The following is an 11998-nucleotide window of genomic DNA, read 5'->3' on the forward strand; positions in this document are numbered from 1 at the left end:
CTTCCTGACCGCGTTTGTGGTGTGTGAAAAACAACCGCAGGCGGGTGTGGCGACGGGTCCGGCGGGTCCCGTACGTGCTGGCCGGGCTCGTCATCGGGGTGCCGGCGATCGCGTTCGCGATCGGCTACCTGGTGTGGGACGTGCGCAGCCCGCAGGAGGTGCTGGCCGAGCTCGACAAGACCGTGGTGGTCGAGTACGCCGACGGCACCGAGCTGATGCGGGTCGTGCCGCCGGACGGCGACCGCACCTTCACCCCGTACGACCGGATCCCGCGCAAGCTGGTGCTCGCCACGAAGATCACCGACCGGCAGAGCAAGGAACAGATCTTCGAAAGCTACGTCAACATCATCTCCTTCGGCCGCAACACGCACGGCCCGGCCGCCGCGGCGCAGGCGTACTTCGGCAAGCAGCTGGCGGACATCTCGTGGAGCGAGGCCGCGTTCCTGGCCGGGATGCTGCAGGCGCCCTACGGGCACGACCCGGCGACGGTCGGGCCCGAGCAGGCCGCGCGGCGCTGGACGTACGCCGCGGACAAGCTGGCCGAGCGCGGCTACGTCTCGCCGGCCGACCGGTCCGGCATGGCGTACCCGCAGGTCCTCGACCCGGACGAGACGCGGGCCGGGCGGACCTCCTACAGCGACTACCACATCCGCCAGCAGGTGCTCACCGAGCTGGAGACGCGGGGGTGGCCGTTGGAACGGCTGCGCCGCGAGGGACTGACGGTGCGCACCACGCTCGACCGCGACGCGCAGGGCCGCGCCGAGCGCGCGGTGCGGGACCGGCTCGCGGGCGAACCCGCGGAGCTGCGGGCGGCCGTGGTGTCCGTGCGCCCGCGCGACGGCGGGGTCGCCGCGTACGCGGGCGGGAACTGGGGCGTGACGGACTACGCCGTCACCCCGCGGCGCCCGGGTTCGGCGTTCCGGCCGGTCGTGCAGCTGGCCGAGTTCCGCGCCCGCGCCGACGACCCGCCCGTGGTGACCGGTCCGAAGATCCGGCAGGCTGCCTACGACGCCGGCGTTCCGGAATTCCTCGACGGCGCCCGGACCCTGACCGCGCCCGACGGGGTGCGGATCGCGTCGAGCATCGCCGAGGGCACGTACCGGTTGCGACCGCTGGACCTGGCCGGCGTGTTCGCGACCTTCGCGAGCGGCGGGATGCGGGTGGCGCCGCACTTCGTGGCCGAGCTGCGGCGCGGCGACGAGGTGGTGTGGCGCCAAGACACCACGCCGGTGCCCGCGCTGCCGCGCGAGGCCGCCCTGCCGGCCGGCGGCGTGCCGGGCGAGTACGGCACGTCCGACGCGTGGATGGCAGGCGCGAGCACGTCGATGGCCACCCTGGTGTGGGTCGGCGGCGACGAGGAACGCCCGCGCGCGGACTGGAAGGGCGTGCCCCTGACCGGCGCCACCCTGCCGTCGGACATCTGGCGCGAGGTGATGTCGCCGGAGCTGTCTACGCGGTGAGGTCCCCGCGGCGGCGCAGCTCCTCGAACACCTGCTGGAACGCCCGGGAGCCGCGGTGGCGGTCGGCGTAACCGAGCCAGGCCACCTCCGCGATCTCGGCGGACGGCGTGATCGTGCCCTGGTAGTCCGCGGTGTAGCAGGTCATCCGCAGCAGCTGCGCCTGCCCGTCGGCGGGCGCCTCGATCGTCGCGGTGTGCACCGCGGTCGCCGGGTCGATCGACACCGACAGCTCCTCGGCGACCTCGCGCACCAGCGTCGCCACGTCGCTCTCACCGGGCTCGCGCTTGCCGCCGGGCAGGTACCACGCCGACTTGCCGTGCGAGCGCGCCGCGAGCACGCGGCCGGACTCCACCCGGAGCCAGGCGACCTTGTCGATCACTCCGTCACCAGCGCGAGCGTGAACCCGTCGTAGCCCTTCTGTCCGACGGTCTGCACCACGGTGGCCTCGACCCGCGGCTCGACGGCGATCAGCTCGTGCATCTCGCGGGTCGCGACGATCGCGGGGTCCGTGCTGTCCGCGTCGGCGAGCGCGCCGTTCCGCACCACGTTGTCGACGATGATCACCGAGCCCGGCCGGGACAACCGCAGCGCCCAGCGGAAGTACTCCGGGTTGTTCGGCTTGTCCGCGTCGATGAAGATCAGGTCGAACGGGCCCTCGACGGAGGGCAGCGTGTCCAGCGCCTTGCCGACCTTGACCTCGACGAGCTCGCCGAACCCGGCCGCGTCCAGGTTGTTCTCCGCCACCTGCGCGTGCTTGCGGTCCGCCTCCAGCGTGACCAGCCTGCCGTCCGGCGGCAGCGCCCGCGCGAGCCAGATCGTGCTGTACGCGCCGAGGGTGCCGATCTCCAGGATCGAGCGGGCGCCGTGCATCCGCGCCAGCAGGTGCAGCAGCTTGCCCTGCGCCGGGGACACCGCGATCGGGGGCAGCCCGGCGTCGGCCGCAGCCGCACGCGCGTCGTCGAGCACCTGGTCGGCTGGGATGAGCGTCCGGTCGACGTAGTCGTCGACCGCGCTCCACACGTCCTGGCTCACAAGAGCCGAAACTACCGGCGCGCCTTCGGGATGACCAACGGGGTTCCGGTCTCCGGGTCGGGGATGACCGAGCACGGCAGGTCGAAGATCTCCTCGACGCGCTCGGCGGTGACGACTTCCTCCGGCGTGCCGGTCGCGAGTACCTCGCCGCCGCGCATGGCGATCAGGTGCGTGGCGTAGCGGGCCGCGTGGTTGAGGTCGTGCAGCACCGCGACCAGCGTGCGGCCCTGCTCGGCGTGCAGCTTCGCGCACAGGTCGAGGATGTCCATCTGGTGCGCGATGTCCAGGAACGTGGTCGGCTCGTCCAGCAGGAGCAGCTCGGTCTCCTGCGCGAGCGCCATCGCCAGCCACACGCGCTGCCGCTGCCCGCCGGACAGCTCGTCGACCATGCGGTCGGCCAGTTCCGACACGCCGGTCGCGGCCATCGACCGCTCGACCACCTCGGCGTCCTCGCGCGACCACTGGCGCAGCAGCCGCTGGTGTGGGTACCGGCCGCGGGACACCAGGTCGGCGACCGTGATGCCGTCCGGCGCGATCGAGCTCTGCGGGAGCAGACCCAGCTTGCGCGCGACCTGCTTGGCCGGCAGCGACGTGATGACCTCGCCGTCCAGGTAGACCATGCCCTGCCGCGGCTTGAGCAGCCTGCTCAGGGCCCGCAGGAGTGTGGACTTGCCGCACGCGTTCGGCCCGACGATGACGGTGAACGACTGGTCCGGGATGGTGACCGAAAGGCCCTCGGCGACGACCCGGCCGTCGTACCCCAACGTCAGGCCGTCACCGTGCAGCCGGGTGCTGGTGGTCGGCTCGGCGACAAGATCCACGGTCTGGGCCATAGAGGTTAGGCTAACCTACAAGTCTGGCGAACGGTACGGATCATGCCTACCTTGACAGGGTGTTCGACGTCACGGATCTGACTCGCGTCACGCCCGTGCTCGACTCGCGGGCGGTCACGTTCGAGAACCCCACCGGGGAGCGCGGCGCCGGCGGCCGCGCCGGAGGCGGCCGCAAGGGCGCGCCCAGCCGGGTGATCGAAGGCGGCGAGCGCGTCACCCTCGCCGATCTCGCCGGGCCGGGGACCATCCGGCACATCTGGATGACGTTCCCGCCCGACCGGCCGGCCCGCATGCGCGCCGTCACCCTCGAAGTCCGCTACGGCGGCCTGTCCTACCCCAGCGTGTCGGTGCCGTGCCTGGACTTCTTCGGCTCCCCGCACGGCCGCCCCGTCGCCTACTCCAGCGCGCTGACCAGCATGCCGGAGGCCCGCGGTTTCAACAGCTACGTGCCGATGGCCTTCGGCGAGCGCATCCACGTCGACCTGGTCAACGGCAACCCCGACCCGATCGTCCTGTACTTCCAGATCGACTACACGCTCGGCGAATCCGCGTCCGGGCGGCTGCACGTGGGTTTCCGCCGGGAGAACCCGACGGTGTCGAAGCGGGACTTCGTGGTGACCGAGGGGCTGCGCGGACCGGGCCGGTTCCTCGGCTGGGTCGGCGGGGTGCGGCCGATCGACGGCGGCCAGTGGTACGGCGAGGGCGAGGTGAAGGTCTACCGCGACGGCGACCGCGAGTTCCCCACGATCTGCGGGACCGGGCTGGAGGACTACGTCGGCTCGGCGTGGGGGATGGGCCCGCACGCCGGGCTGTACGCGGGCGTGCCGCTGGAGGTGCCCGGCCGCGGGCCGATCCCGAAGTACGTCGGGTTCTACCGCTGGCACGTGCTCGACCCGATCATGTTCAGCACCGACCTGCAGGTGACGCTGCAGCAGATCGGAGCCGACCGGGGTGGTCTGGTCGAACGCGTCGACGACTTCTGCGCCGCCGCCTTCACGGTGTGCGAGCGCGCGCAGCCGGTGCCGCCGGTCGACGTCGCCGCGGCCGTCGCGGATCTGGAGTGACTACTGGGACCGCTCGCCGACCACGACGACGGCGTCGCGCAGCGCGGCGCGCAGCCTGCCGACGTCGAGCGGTTCGAGCACCGCGGCTTCGCCCGGCGGCGCCACCAGGACCACACGCCCGCTGCTCACGAACACAGTCAGGTCGCGTCGCCTGCCGGCCAGGTCCCGGCAGCTGATCGACCATTCGTCTCGAGCCGCCACGTCCGTCGCCTTCCTTCGGTGGTCTTGCAGGTGACAGTGGGACGGCCGAGCGGGGCGGGCGTGACGCGGTGGCGCGGAAAAAATGTCCGCAGTAGCGTCAGGTGGCACAGATCACACGGATGAGGAGTGGCCCATGTCCGAGCCCAGGCGGATCGTGATCGTCGGCGCCGGCCTCGCGGGCGCGTCGGCCGCGGCGGCCCTGCGGGAGAACGGCTACGACGGCGAGGTGGTGGTCCTCGGCGCGGAGGCGCACCCGCCCTACGAGCTGCCGCCGCTGTCGAAGAAGGTCCTGCTCGGCCAGGGCGACGAGCCCGACTGGGTGCGGGACGCGGACTTCTACGCGCAGCACGGCATCGACCTGCGCTCCGGCACCAGCGCGACGCGGGTGGAACTGGGCGCGCGGGTGGTGCTGGACGCCCGCGGCGGACGGCACCCCTACGACCGGCTGCTGCTGGCGACCGGGTCGCAGCCGCGGACGCTGCCGGTGCGCGGGGTGGACCTGCCGGGCGTGTACACGCTGCGCACCCTCGACGACGCGCTCGCCCTGCGCTCGGCGTTCACCGGGTCGCCGCGCGTGGTGGTGATCGGCACGGGCTGGATCGGGACGGAGGCCGCGGCGGCGGCGCGCCACCACGGCGCGGACGTGACGATGGTCGACGTGCTGCCGGGGCCGCTGTGGGTGCTGGGGCCGGAGATCAGCAAGGTGTTCGCCGACCTGCACACCGAGCACGGCGTGCGGTGGCGGCTGGGCAGCGGCATCACGGAGGTGACCGGCGGGCCGGGCGGCGTGGCCGGGGTGCGGCTGGCCGACGGGAGCGAGCTGCCCGCGGACGTGGTGCTGGTCGCCGTCGGCGCGAAGCCGCGGGTGGACCTGGCGCACGCGGCCGGGCTGGACCTGGCCGACGAGGGCGGGGTGGCCGTCGACGCGTCCCTGCGCACGGCGGCGCCGGACGTGTACGCGGCGGGGGACATCGCAGCGCAGTGGCACCCGCGGTACGGGCGCCGGATCCGCGTCGAGCACTGGGCGAACGCGAAGAACCAGGGCACCCACGTGGCGGCGAACCTGGCCGGTGGGCAGGAGCAGTACACGCGCACCCCGTACTTCTTCACGGACCAGTACGACCTCGGCTGCGAGTACCGCGGCATCGCCGACCCGGAGCGGGACGAACTGGTGGTCCGCGGCGACCTGGGCGAACGCGAGTTCACCGCCTTCTGGCTGCGCGACGGCCGGGTGACGGCCGCGATGAACGTGAACATGTGGGACGACGGCGACGCGCTGAAAGCACTGGTGGACGGCGACGCGACGGTGACGGCGGAGCAGCTGCGTGAGGGGGACCTGGCTGCGCTCGGGTGAAGGCTCGCGTGGCGGCCGGTTGGTCGGCTTGTCCGGCGAAGCTCGTGGGCTGGTGGAGCAGCTGCGTGAGGGGGACCGGGCTTGCTCGGGTGAAGGCCCGTGTGGCGGCGGAGCGGCTGCGTGAGGCGGATCTGGTCGCGCTTGGGTGAGGGCTCGTGTGGCGGTTGGTTGGTCGGCTTGTGCGGCAATTGCCGGCTGGTCGAGCAGCTGTGTGAGGGGATCTGGTCGCGCTCGGGTGAGGGCTCGTGTGGCGGTCGGTTGGTCGGCTTGTGCGGCAGGTCTTGTTGGCTGGCGGAACCGCTGCGTGAGGGGATGGCTTGCCGGCTGGTGGACCACCTGCCCCAGGGGATCTGGCCGCGCCCGGGTGAGGCCGCCCGGTGCGGGCGGCCTCCGCAGGTCAGAGGCTGACGCAGGTGCGCGCGATGTAGGCGTTCCGCCCGCTGTAGTGGACGATCACCCACGTGGACGAGGAGCTGCCGCACGCGCTGTAGCTCCCGCCCGAGGTGGTGCCCCAGGTGCAGATCTCCGCCCCCTTGCTCACCTGCCCCAGCGCGGTGTAGCTCGTGCCGGCGCCCGAGCGGATCTTCACCGTCTCCTTGACCACGCCCACCCGGCAGGACGGGGTGGCGTTCGCGGCGGGTGCGGTGACCAGCACCGAGCCCGCGGCGATCGCCAGGCCCGCCAGTGCGGCCACGCTTCTCTTCAGCATTCGTTGCCTCCCAGGTCGGTTGTGCGCGGGTCGGACGTGGCGGACGCGATCTTGGTTCCGCCTGCCGCCCGGGTGAGGAACGCGTTGTCCGCGACACCGCGGAGAACTAACGTCGGACGATGCGGTTCGTCGTGGCGGGCGGCGGCGTGGCCGGACTCGCGTCAGCGCTGGCGGTGGCCAGGGCGGGGCACGACGCGGTCGTCCTGGAGCGCGACGCGCCGGATCCCGCCGCGCCGCCGGAAAGCGCCTTCGCGCTGGAGCGCCGCGGCATCCCGCACTACTTCCAGCCCCACGCCTTCCTGCCCCGTGGCCGGAAGCTGCTCGACGAGCACGCCCCGGACGTCCTCACCTCGCTCGCGGAGGCCGGCGCGAGCGAACAGGACCTCACGGAGAAGCTGCACGGGCCCCGTGAACCGGGCGATGAGGACCTGGTCTACCTGTGGGCGCGCCGCCCCCTCATCGAGTGGGCGCTGCGTCGTGCGGTGGCCGCGGAACCGGCCGTCGACCTGCGGGGTGGCGTGCACGTCGACGGGCTGTCCGAGGACGGCTCGGTGGTGGCCGACGGGCAGCCGGTGCCCGGCGACGTGGTCGTGGACGCGCTCGGCCGCTACCGGCGGCCGCCGGGCTGGCCGGAGGCCGCGGGGGAGCCGACCGACTGCGGCGCCGTCTACTACTGCCGGTACTTCCGGCTGCGGCCCGGCGCCGGATACGTGGACGCGCCGCTGCTGAACCCGCGCGGCGACCTGGGCTACCTGGGGTTCAACACCTTCCGCGGCGACAACCGCACGTTCGCCGTGATCATCCTGGTCCCGAGCGAGGACCGCGACCTGCGCGTGCTCCGCTTCGAGCAGGTCTGGCAGGCGGTCTGCGCCCGGATCACGCCGCTGGACGTGATGACCTCGCCGGACTTCGCCGAGCCGATCACCGGGGTCATGCCGATGGGCGGCCTGCGCAACGTCGACCACACCCGGTCGGCAGCGCTCCTCGCGGTCGGGGACGCCTTCTGCCACACCGATCCCGCCTTCGCGTACGGGTTGTCGTTCGCCCTCGCACACGCACGCGCCCTGGCCGACGCGGCCGCGGAGGCGCCCGGCGACGTCGCGGAGTGCTTCCGCGCGAAGGCGGGCCCGGAGTCCCGTGAGCGGCACGCGCTCGCGTGCGGCATCGACGCGGGCCGGTCCGCGCGGTGGCGGGGCGAACCGGTGGACCCCACGCGTCCCGACAGCCACTACCCGCTGTTCTCGTTCGCCGGCGCGCTGGCCGCCGCGCCGCACGACGATGGGGTGCTGCGCCGGACGGTCCGGCGGATCGGGTTGCTGGACCGCGTCGCGGCGTTCGACGAGGACGCCGCCCTGCACGACCGCATCGCGGCGATCCTGGCCGCGCTCGGACCGCCGAAGCCGCCCGGTCCGCCCCGCGACGAGCTGCTGGCGCACCTGAGCGGAAGCCACCTGCTCGGCTGAACCTGCGCCTCGCGTGCAGCCGGGGCGCGTGCCCGCCAAATACCCTCGGTCCTCGTGATCGACGAAGCAGCCAGGCGGGGCCGCGTCGCCAGCTGTCCGGACCCGGCGGGCGGTCCGGTGGCCGCGTTCGCGCACCGGTTGTGGGCCCTCAAGCGGTCGGCGGGCGATCCCTCCTACGACCGCATGCGCACCGAACTCGGCGCGCTCGCGTCGAAGTCCGCCCTCTCGGCGGCCGCGCGGGGGCAGCGGTTGCCGTCATGGGACACCACCTGGGAGTTCGTGCGCGTGCTGGCCGTCGGGGTGCTCGGCGAGCACGAGGAGGAGGTCCGGGCCCGCTGGCGCGCCGACTGGGAACGGGTCCGCGACGGCGTCGCGAACCCGGCGCCCGCCCCGCGCCGCTGGAGGCGTCCGGTGGTCGTCGCGGCCGTGGCGACCGCCGTGCTGGCGATCGGCGTGGTCGCCGGGGCCGCACTGCTGCGCGACCCGGAGCCCGCGGCGCCCGCTCCGGCCGCCCTGTCGCCGCTGGTCCCCGGTGACGAGTCCGAGTTCGCCGGCGACGTGACCGTCCCGGACGGGACCGTGGTGCCGACCGGGGCGCGGTTCGTCAAGACGTGGGAGTTCCGCAACACCGGGACCGTGCCGTGGGTCGACCGCTCGCTGCGCCGCGAGGGCGGCTTCGGCCCCGGCGACGGCTGCCAGACACCCGCGGTGGTGCCCGTCCCGGACACGCCGCCCGGCCGGTCCGCGCGCGTGTCGGTCGAGGTGCGCGCGCCGGACGAGCCCGGCTACTGCCAGGTGTACTTCAAGATGACCGACAGCGCGGGCCGGCTGCTCCTGCCGGGCACCCGCGCGGCGTACTTCTTCGTCCGGGTGGCGGGCTGATTCGGCTACCCGCGCCGGTGGTCAAAGCCGTGACCTGCGTGGACGTCCGGATTTGGCCACCGGACGCGGTGTGGCCGTCACGAGCCTTCCACTGGTGGTCCAGACCTCTCTAGCGTCGGCGCCAGTCCACCGACGAAGGAGATCCCGGATGCGGAAATCGATCAGGACACTCGCCGCCGCGCTGCCCCTCGCCGCGGCACTCCCGCTGCTCGTGGCGCCGCAGGCGTCGGCGGCGGAGAAGGTGTGCGCGGGCGGTTCGCTGATGGGCGGCCGCACCACCACCGCCGGGGTGGCCGCCGACCAGGTCATCCACATCAAGGTCCACAACCACGACTACCGCGGCCTCGCGCTGGTGATCCGCGACGTCACGCGTAAGAAGCAGCTCTGGAAGGGCGTCATCGCGCCAGGCAAGGAGCACACCGTCAGGACCGACGTGTTCGGCGAGCCGCCGATCGGCTACGAGATCGCCTTCGACGTCACGTCGAACCTGTCGAACAACTACACCTACGCGATCTCCTCCGCCCGCTGCTACTGAAAGGCCACGACATGCGCACCCTCCTGATCGCGGCCGTCGCCGCGACCGCGGCCGCCCTGCCCGTGCCGGCCTCGGCCACGCCGGCCCCCGTGACGGGCTCGGACATCATCACCACCTGCGGCCAGGGCTACTCCGGCTACATCCGCCGCTTCGGCAAGGACGCGCTGTGCCTGCGGCCCGGCACCCGCACCTGGGTCGCGTTCAAGGCGTTCGAGTGCAAGGGCGCCATCACCGTCTATTTCAAGAACGGCACGAAGCTCGAGTGCGGTGGCGGGGTCGACTTCCCGGACAACGGCGGGATCGTCAAGACCGTCGCCCGCTGACGCCGACCACCACGCGCGCGACCAGCGCGGCGACGGCGAGGACGCCGACGCCGATCGAGGGCGCCAGTTCGGCGAAGGTGGGCCGGTGCGCGCCGGTGCCGAGGAACATCACGGCCGCGGTGACCACCAGCGCCGCGGTCACCAGGCTCAGCGAGCACGCCCACCGCTGCCGGCGCCGCGCCCGCGCGGTGGGCTGCTCCGGCTGCAAGAACCACCACGTCACCAGGAACAGCAGGCCCATCGCCGCGAACACGAACCCGAAGCCGTGCCCGTCGAGCACGAGGCTCCCGCCGAGGGGGACGAACAGCACGCCGACGAGGAACAGCGCGGGGCGCGCCGCCCAGGCCGGGGTGCGGGGTGAGACGTGGGGCATCGCCGGACCCTAGCGGGTCCGCTGCCGGGTCAGCGTCGCGAAAACCAGGAGAGCCACCACGGCGAACGCGGCCATCACGACGCCCATCGGCACCGCGCTGGCCTCGCCGCCGATGCTCACCAGCGGCGTCGCCAACCCGCCGACCACGAACTGCATCACCCCGAGCAGCGCGGACGCCGCACCGGCGTTGTGCGGGTGCTCGGCCAGCGCCAGCGACGACGCGTTCGGCATGACCAGCCCGATGCTCGACACCATCACCAGCAGCGGCGCCAGCAGCACCCCCAGCGGCAGCCCGGCCAGCGCCGCCGCCAGCACGCCGGCACCGCCGACCGCCGAGGCGGAGAGGCCGACCGTCAGCAGCGTCCGCTCCCGCACCCGGCCCACGATCCGCCCGTTGACCTGCCCGGCGATCACGATCCCCAGCCCGTTCGCGCCGAACACCAGGCTGTACTCCTGCGGGCTCAGCCCGTACACGTCCTGCAGCACGAACGACGACGCCGAGATGTAGGCGAACAGCCCGGCGAACATCAGCCCGGCCGACAGCGCGTACCCGACGAACGAACGGTCCCGCAGCAGCACGCCGTACCCGCGCAGCGTCGAGCCGATCCGGGCCGGGCGGCGGCGGTCGGCAGGCAACGTCTCGGGCATCGCCAGCGCCGCGGCCACCAGCAGCACCGCGCCGAACACGGCCAGCACCACGAACACCCCGCGCCACGACGTCAGCCGCAGCACCTGCCCGCCGATCACCGGCGCCAGAATCGGGGCCAGCCCGCTGACCAGCATCAACATCGAGAAGAACTTCGTCATCGCGGTGCCTGCGAACAGGTCGCGCACGCTCGCCCGCGCGATCACCATCCCGGCCGCCGCGCCGAGCGCCTGCACCGACCGGCCCGCGATCAGCAGTTCCGCCGTCGGGCTCACCGCGCACAGGACCGACGCGACGGCGTACAGCACGAGCCCGGCCAGCAGCGGACGGCGGCGGCCCAGCGAGTCCGACAGCGGCCCGGCGATCAGCTGCCCCAGCGCCAGCGCGATGATGAACGCGGTCAGCGTCAGCTGCAGCGTCGGCGCCGAGCTGTGCAGGTCGTCGGCCATCCGGGGGAGCGCGGGCAGGTACATGTCGATCGAGAGCGGCGCGAACGCCGACAGCCCGCCGAGGATCAGCGCGTACCGCAGGGTGCCGGGTGTCCGTCTGGTCGTCGCCGTTGCCGGGACCGCTGTCGTGCTCACTCCGCCTCCACTCGACCAGATCCACCCGGCAACACCGAACACCGGAGATCGCGTTCGCATTCCCCGCTGTGGTGCGGCACACCCGAACCCGATCAGTCCATAATGGACTCAACTGTCTGGTATACTGGACAAACCGGACCGATGTCGAGGGGAGTGCCGTGGGGCGGAAGCTGGGAACGGAATCCCGGCACCGGTCCGTCCGCGGCCTGCTCGTCCTGGCCCTGCTGCTGCTCAGCCTCGTCACGCCGACGACGCCGGAGAGCCACCCGCACCCGCCCGCGCCGGACGGTATCGCCGCCCTCGCGGCGGAGCCGTTGCCGCACGTCACGGCCACCCCGCTGCCGGTCGCGGACCTACCGCCGGTCGTCGGCGTCGAACCACCGCTCGGCCACGCGGAAGTCCGGCCCTCGCCCGACGCTCCCGCACCCGCCCGCGAACAGGGCACCGCTCTCGGCGCTCGCGCGCCGCCCTCCAGGTAACGCCCCGGACCCCATCCGCACACCGCGCCGACCCGCGGTGCGCTTCGCCATGCCCTGGAG

Annotated in this window: 15 protein-coding genes; 8 read left to right on the top strand and 7 right to left on the bottom strand. The window is 73.2% G+C overall.

Annotation, left to right across the window (positions count from 1 at the left end):
* Window positions 1-44: 44 nt before the first annotated feature.
* Window positions 45-1460, top strand: a complete 1416-nt coding sequence (locus AMYTH_RS0137375; RefSeq protein WP_228685125.1) for a transglycosylase domain-containing protein — start codon at window positions 45-47, stop codon at window positions 1458-1460.
* Here the strand turns inward: AMYTH_RS0137375 and AMYTH_RS0137380 are convergent.
* From AMYTH_RS0137380 to AMYTH_RS0137390, 3 genes are read right to left on the bottom strand one after another with little or no spacing between them, the layout of a single operon-like run.
* The gene (locus tag AMYTH_RS0137380; RefSeq protein WP_027934510.1) at window positions 1450-1839 is read right to left on the bottom strand and encodes an NUDIX hydrolase; all 390 of its coding nucleotides are present in this window, start codon (window positions 1837-1839) and stop codon (window positions 1450-1452) included. The genes AMYTH_RS0137375 and AMYTH_RS0137380 overlap by 11 nt on opposite strands.
* A complete protein-coding gene (locus AMYTH_RS0137385) occupies window positions 1836-2492 on the bottom strand; it encodes an O-methyltransferase (protein WP_027934511.1) in 657 nt (218 codons plus the stop codon). Before AMYTH_RS0137385 ends, AMYTH_RS0137380 begins: the two co-directional genes overlap by 4 nt.
* Before the next feature lie 11 nt (window positions 2493-2503).
* Window positions 2504-3325: an ABC transporter ATP-binding protein gene (locus tag AMYTH_RS0137390; RefSeq protein ID WP_027934512.1), complete on the bottom strand. Its 822-nt coding sequence runs from the start codon at window positions 3323-3325 to the stop codon at window positions 2504-2506.
* 59 nt (window positions 3326-3384) lie between these two features.
* On the opposite strand from AMYTH_RS0137390, the gene AMYTH_RS0137395 reads away from it, so the two are divergent.
* Complete coding sequence (locus tag AMYTH_RS0137395) at window positions 3385-4389, top strand: glycoside hydrolase family 172 protein (protein ID WP_027934513.1); 1005 nt, start codon at window positions 3385-3387, stop codon at window positions 4387-4389.
* Here AMYTH_RS0137395 and AMYTH_RS0137400 read toward each other — a convergent pair whose 3' ends face one another.
* Window positions 4390-4590, bottom strand: coding sequence for a hypothetical protein (locus AMYTH_RS0137400; protein WP_017984299.1), 201 nt, complete (start codon window positions 4588-4590; stop codon window positions 4390-4392).
* Window positions 4591-4723: 133 nt separating this feature from the next.
* On the opposite strand from AMYTH_RS0137400, the gene AMYTH_RS0137405 reads away from it, so the two are divergent.
* Window positions 4724-5944, top strand: coding sequence for an NAD(P)/FAD-dependent oxidoreductase (locus AMYTH_RS0137405; protein ID WP_027934514.1), 1221 nt, complete (start codon window positions 4724-4726; stop codon window positions 5942-5944).
* A 397-nt stretch (window positions 5945-6341) separates the two neighbouring features.
* Here AMYTH_RS0137405 and AMYTH_RS0137410 read toward each other — a convergent pair whose 3' ends face one another.
* Window positions 6342-6653 carry an SH3 domain-containing protein gene (locus AMYTH_RS0137410; RefSeq protein WP_157360721.1) on the bottom strand — a complete coding sequence of 104 codons (312 nt, stop codon included), beginning with the start codon at window positions 6651-6653 and terminating at the stop codon, window positions 6342-6344.
* A gap of 119 nt (window positions 6654-6772) precedes the next feature.
* Between AMYTH_RS0137410 and AMYTH_RS0137415 the strand changes: the two genes are divergently transcribed.
* The 4 genes from AMYTH_RS0137415 to AMYTH_RS0137430 all read left to right on the top strand — a co-directional run bounded on the left by AMYTH_RS0137415 (window position 6773) and on the right by AMYTH_RS0137430 (window position 9856).
* Window positions 6773-8116, top strand: a complete 1344-nt coding sequence (locus AMYTH_RS0137415) for an FAD-dependent oxidoreductase (RefSeq protein ID WP_027934516.1) — start codon at window positions 6773-6775, stop codon at window positions 8114-8116.
* 54 nt (window positions 8117-8170) lie between these two features.
* The gene (locus AMYTH_RS0137420) at window positions 8171-8998 is read left to right on the top strand and encodes an NBR1-Ig-like domain-containing protein (RefSeq protein WP_228685127.1); all 828 of its coding nucleotides are present in this window, start codon (window positions 8171-8173) and stop codon (window positions 8996-8998) included.
* 148 nt (window positions 8999-9146) lie between these two features.
* Complete coding sequence (locus tag AMYTH_RS0137425) at window positions 9147-9533, top strand: hypothetical protein (RefSeq protein ID WP_027934518.1); 387 nt, start codon at window positions 9147-9149, stop codon at window positions 9531-9533.
* 11 nt (window positions 9534-9544) lie between these two features.
* Window positions 9545-9856 (top strand): hypothetical protein, encoded by a 312-nt coding sequence (locus AMYTH_RS0137430; protein WP_027934519.1) that lies wholly within the window; start codon window positions 9545-9547, stop codon window positions 9854-9856.
* Here AMYTH_RS0137430 and AMYTH_RS0137435 read toward each other — a convergent pair.
* Window positions 9837-10229 (bottom strand): hypothetical protein, encoded by a 393-nt coding sequence (locus AMYTH_RS0137435; protein ID WP_027934520.1) that lies wholly within the window; start codon window positions 10227-10229, stop codon window positions 9837-9839. The genes AMYTH_RS0137430 and AMYTH_RS0137435 overlap by 20 nt on opposite strands.
* A gap of 9 nt (window positions 10230-10238) precedes the next feature.
* Window positions 10239-11459, bottom strand: coding sequence for a Bcr/CflA family multidrug efflux MFS transporter (locus AMYTH_RS0137440; RefSeq protein WP_027934521.1), 1221 nt, complete (start codon window positions 11457-11459; stop codon window positions 10239-10241).
* 158 nt (window positions 11460-11617) lie between these two features.
* On the opposite strand from AMYTH_RS0137440, the gene AMYTH_RS0137445 reads away from it, so the two are divergent.
* Window positions 11618-11938 carry a hypothetical protein gene (locus AMYTH_RS0137445; RefSeq protein WP_027934522.1) on the top strand — a complete coding sequence of 107 codons (321 nt, stop codon included), beginning with the start codon at window positions 11618-11620 and terminating at the stop codon, window positions 11936-11938.
* Window positions 11939-11998 lie beyond the last annotated feature (60 nt).

This window comes from Amycolatopsis thermoflava N1165 (genome assembly GCF_000473265.1).
GTDB lineage: Bacteria > Actinomycetota > Actinomycetes > Mycobacteriales > Pseudonocardiaceae > Amycolatopsis_E > Amycolatopsis_E thermoflava.

What these genes read in the sequence shown, in the direction of transcription:
- AMYTH_RS0137390 (WP_027934512.1), bottom strand. Translation starts at nt 3,325, where the DNA reads ATGGCCCAGACCGTGGATCTTGTCGCCGAGCCGACCACCAGCACCCGG.
- AMYTH_RS0137405 (WP_027934514.1), top strand. Translation starts at nt 4,724, where the DNA reads ATGTCCGAGCCCAGGCGGATCGTGATCGTCGGCGCCGGCCTCGCGGGC.
- AMYTH_RS0137410 (WP_157360721.1), bottom strand. Translation starts at nt 6,653, where the DNA reads ATGCTGAAGAGAAGCGTGGCCGCACTGGCGGGCCTGGCGATCGCCGCG.
- AMYTH_RS0137415 (WP_027934516.1), top strand. Translation starts at nt 6,773, where the DNA reads ATGCGGTTCGTCGTGGCGGGCGGCGGCGTGGCCGGACTCGCGTCAGCG.
- AMYTH_RS0137425 (WP_027934518.1), top strand. Translation starts at nt 9,147, where the DNA reads ATGCGGAAATCGATCAGGACACTCGCCGCCGCGCTGCCCCTCGCCGCG.
- AMYTH_RS0137430 (WP_027934519.1), top strand. Translation starts at nt 9,545, where the DNA reads ATGCGCACCCTCCTGATCGCGGCCGTCGCCGCGACCGCGGCCGCCCTG.
- AMYTH_RS0137435 (WP_027934520.1), bottom strand. Translation starts at nt 10,229, where the DNA reads ATGCCCCACGTCTCACCCCGCACCCCGGCCTGGGCGGCGCGCCCCGCG.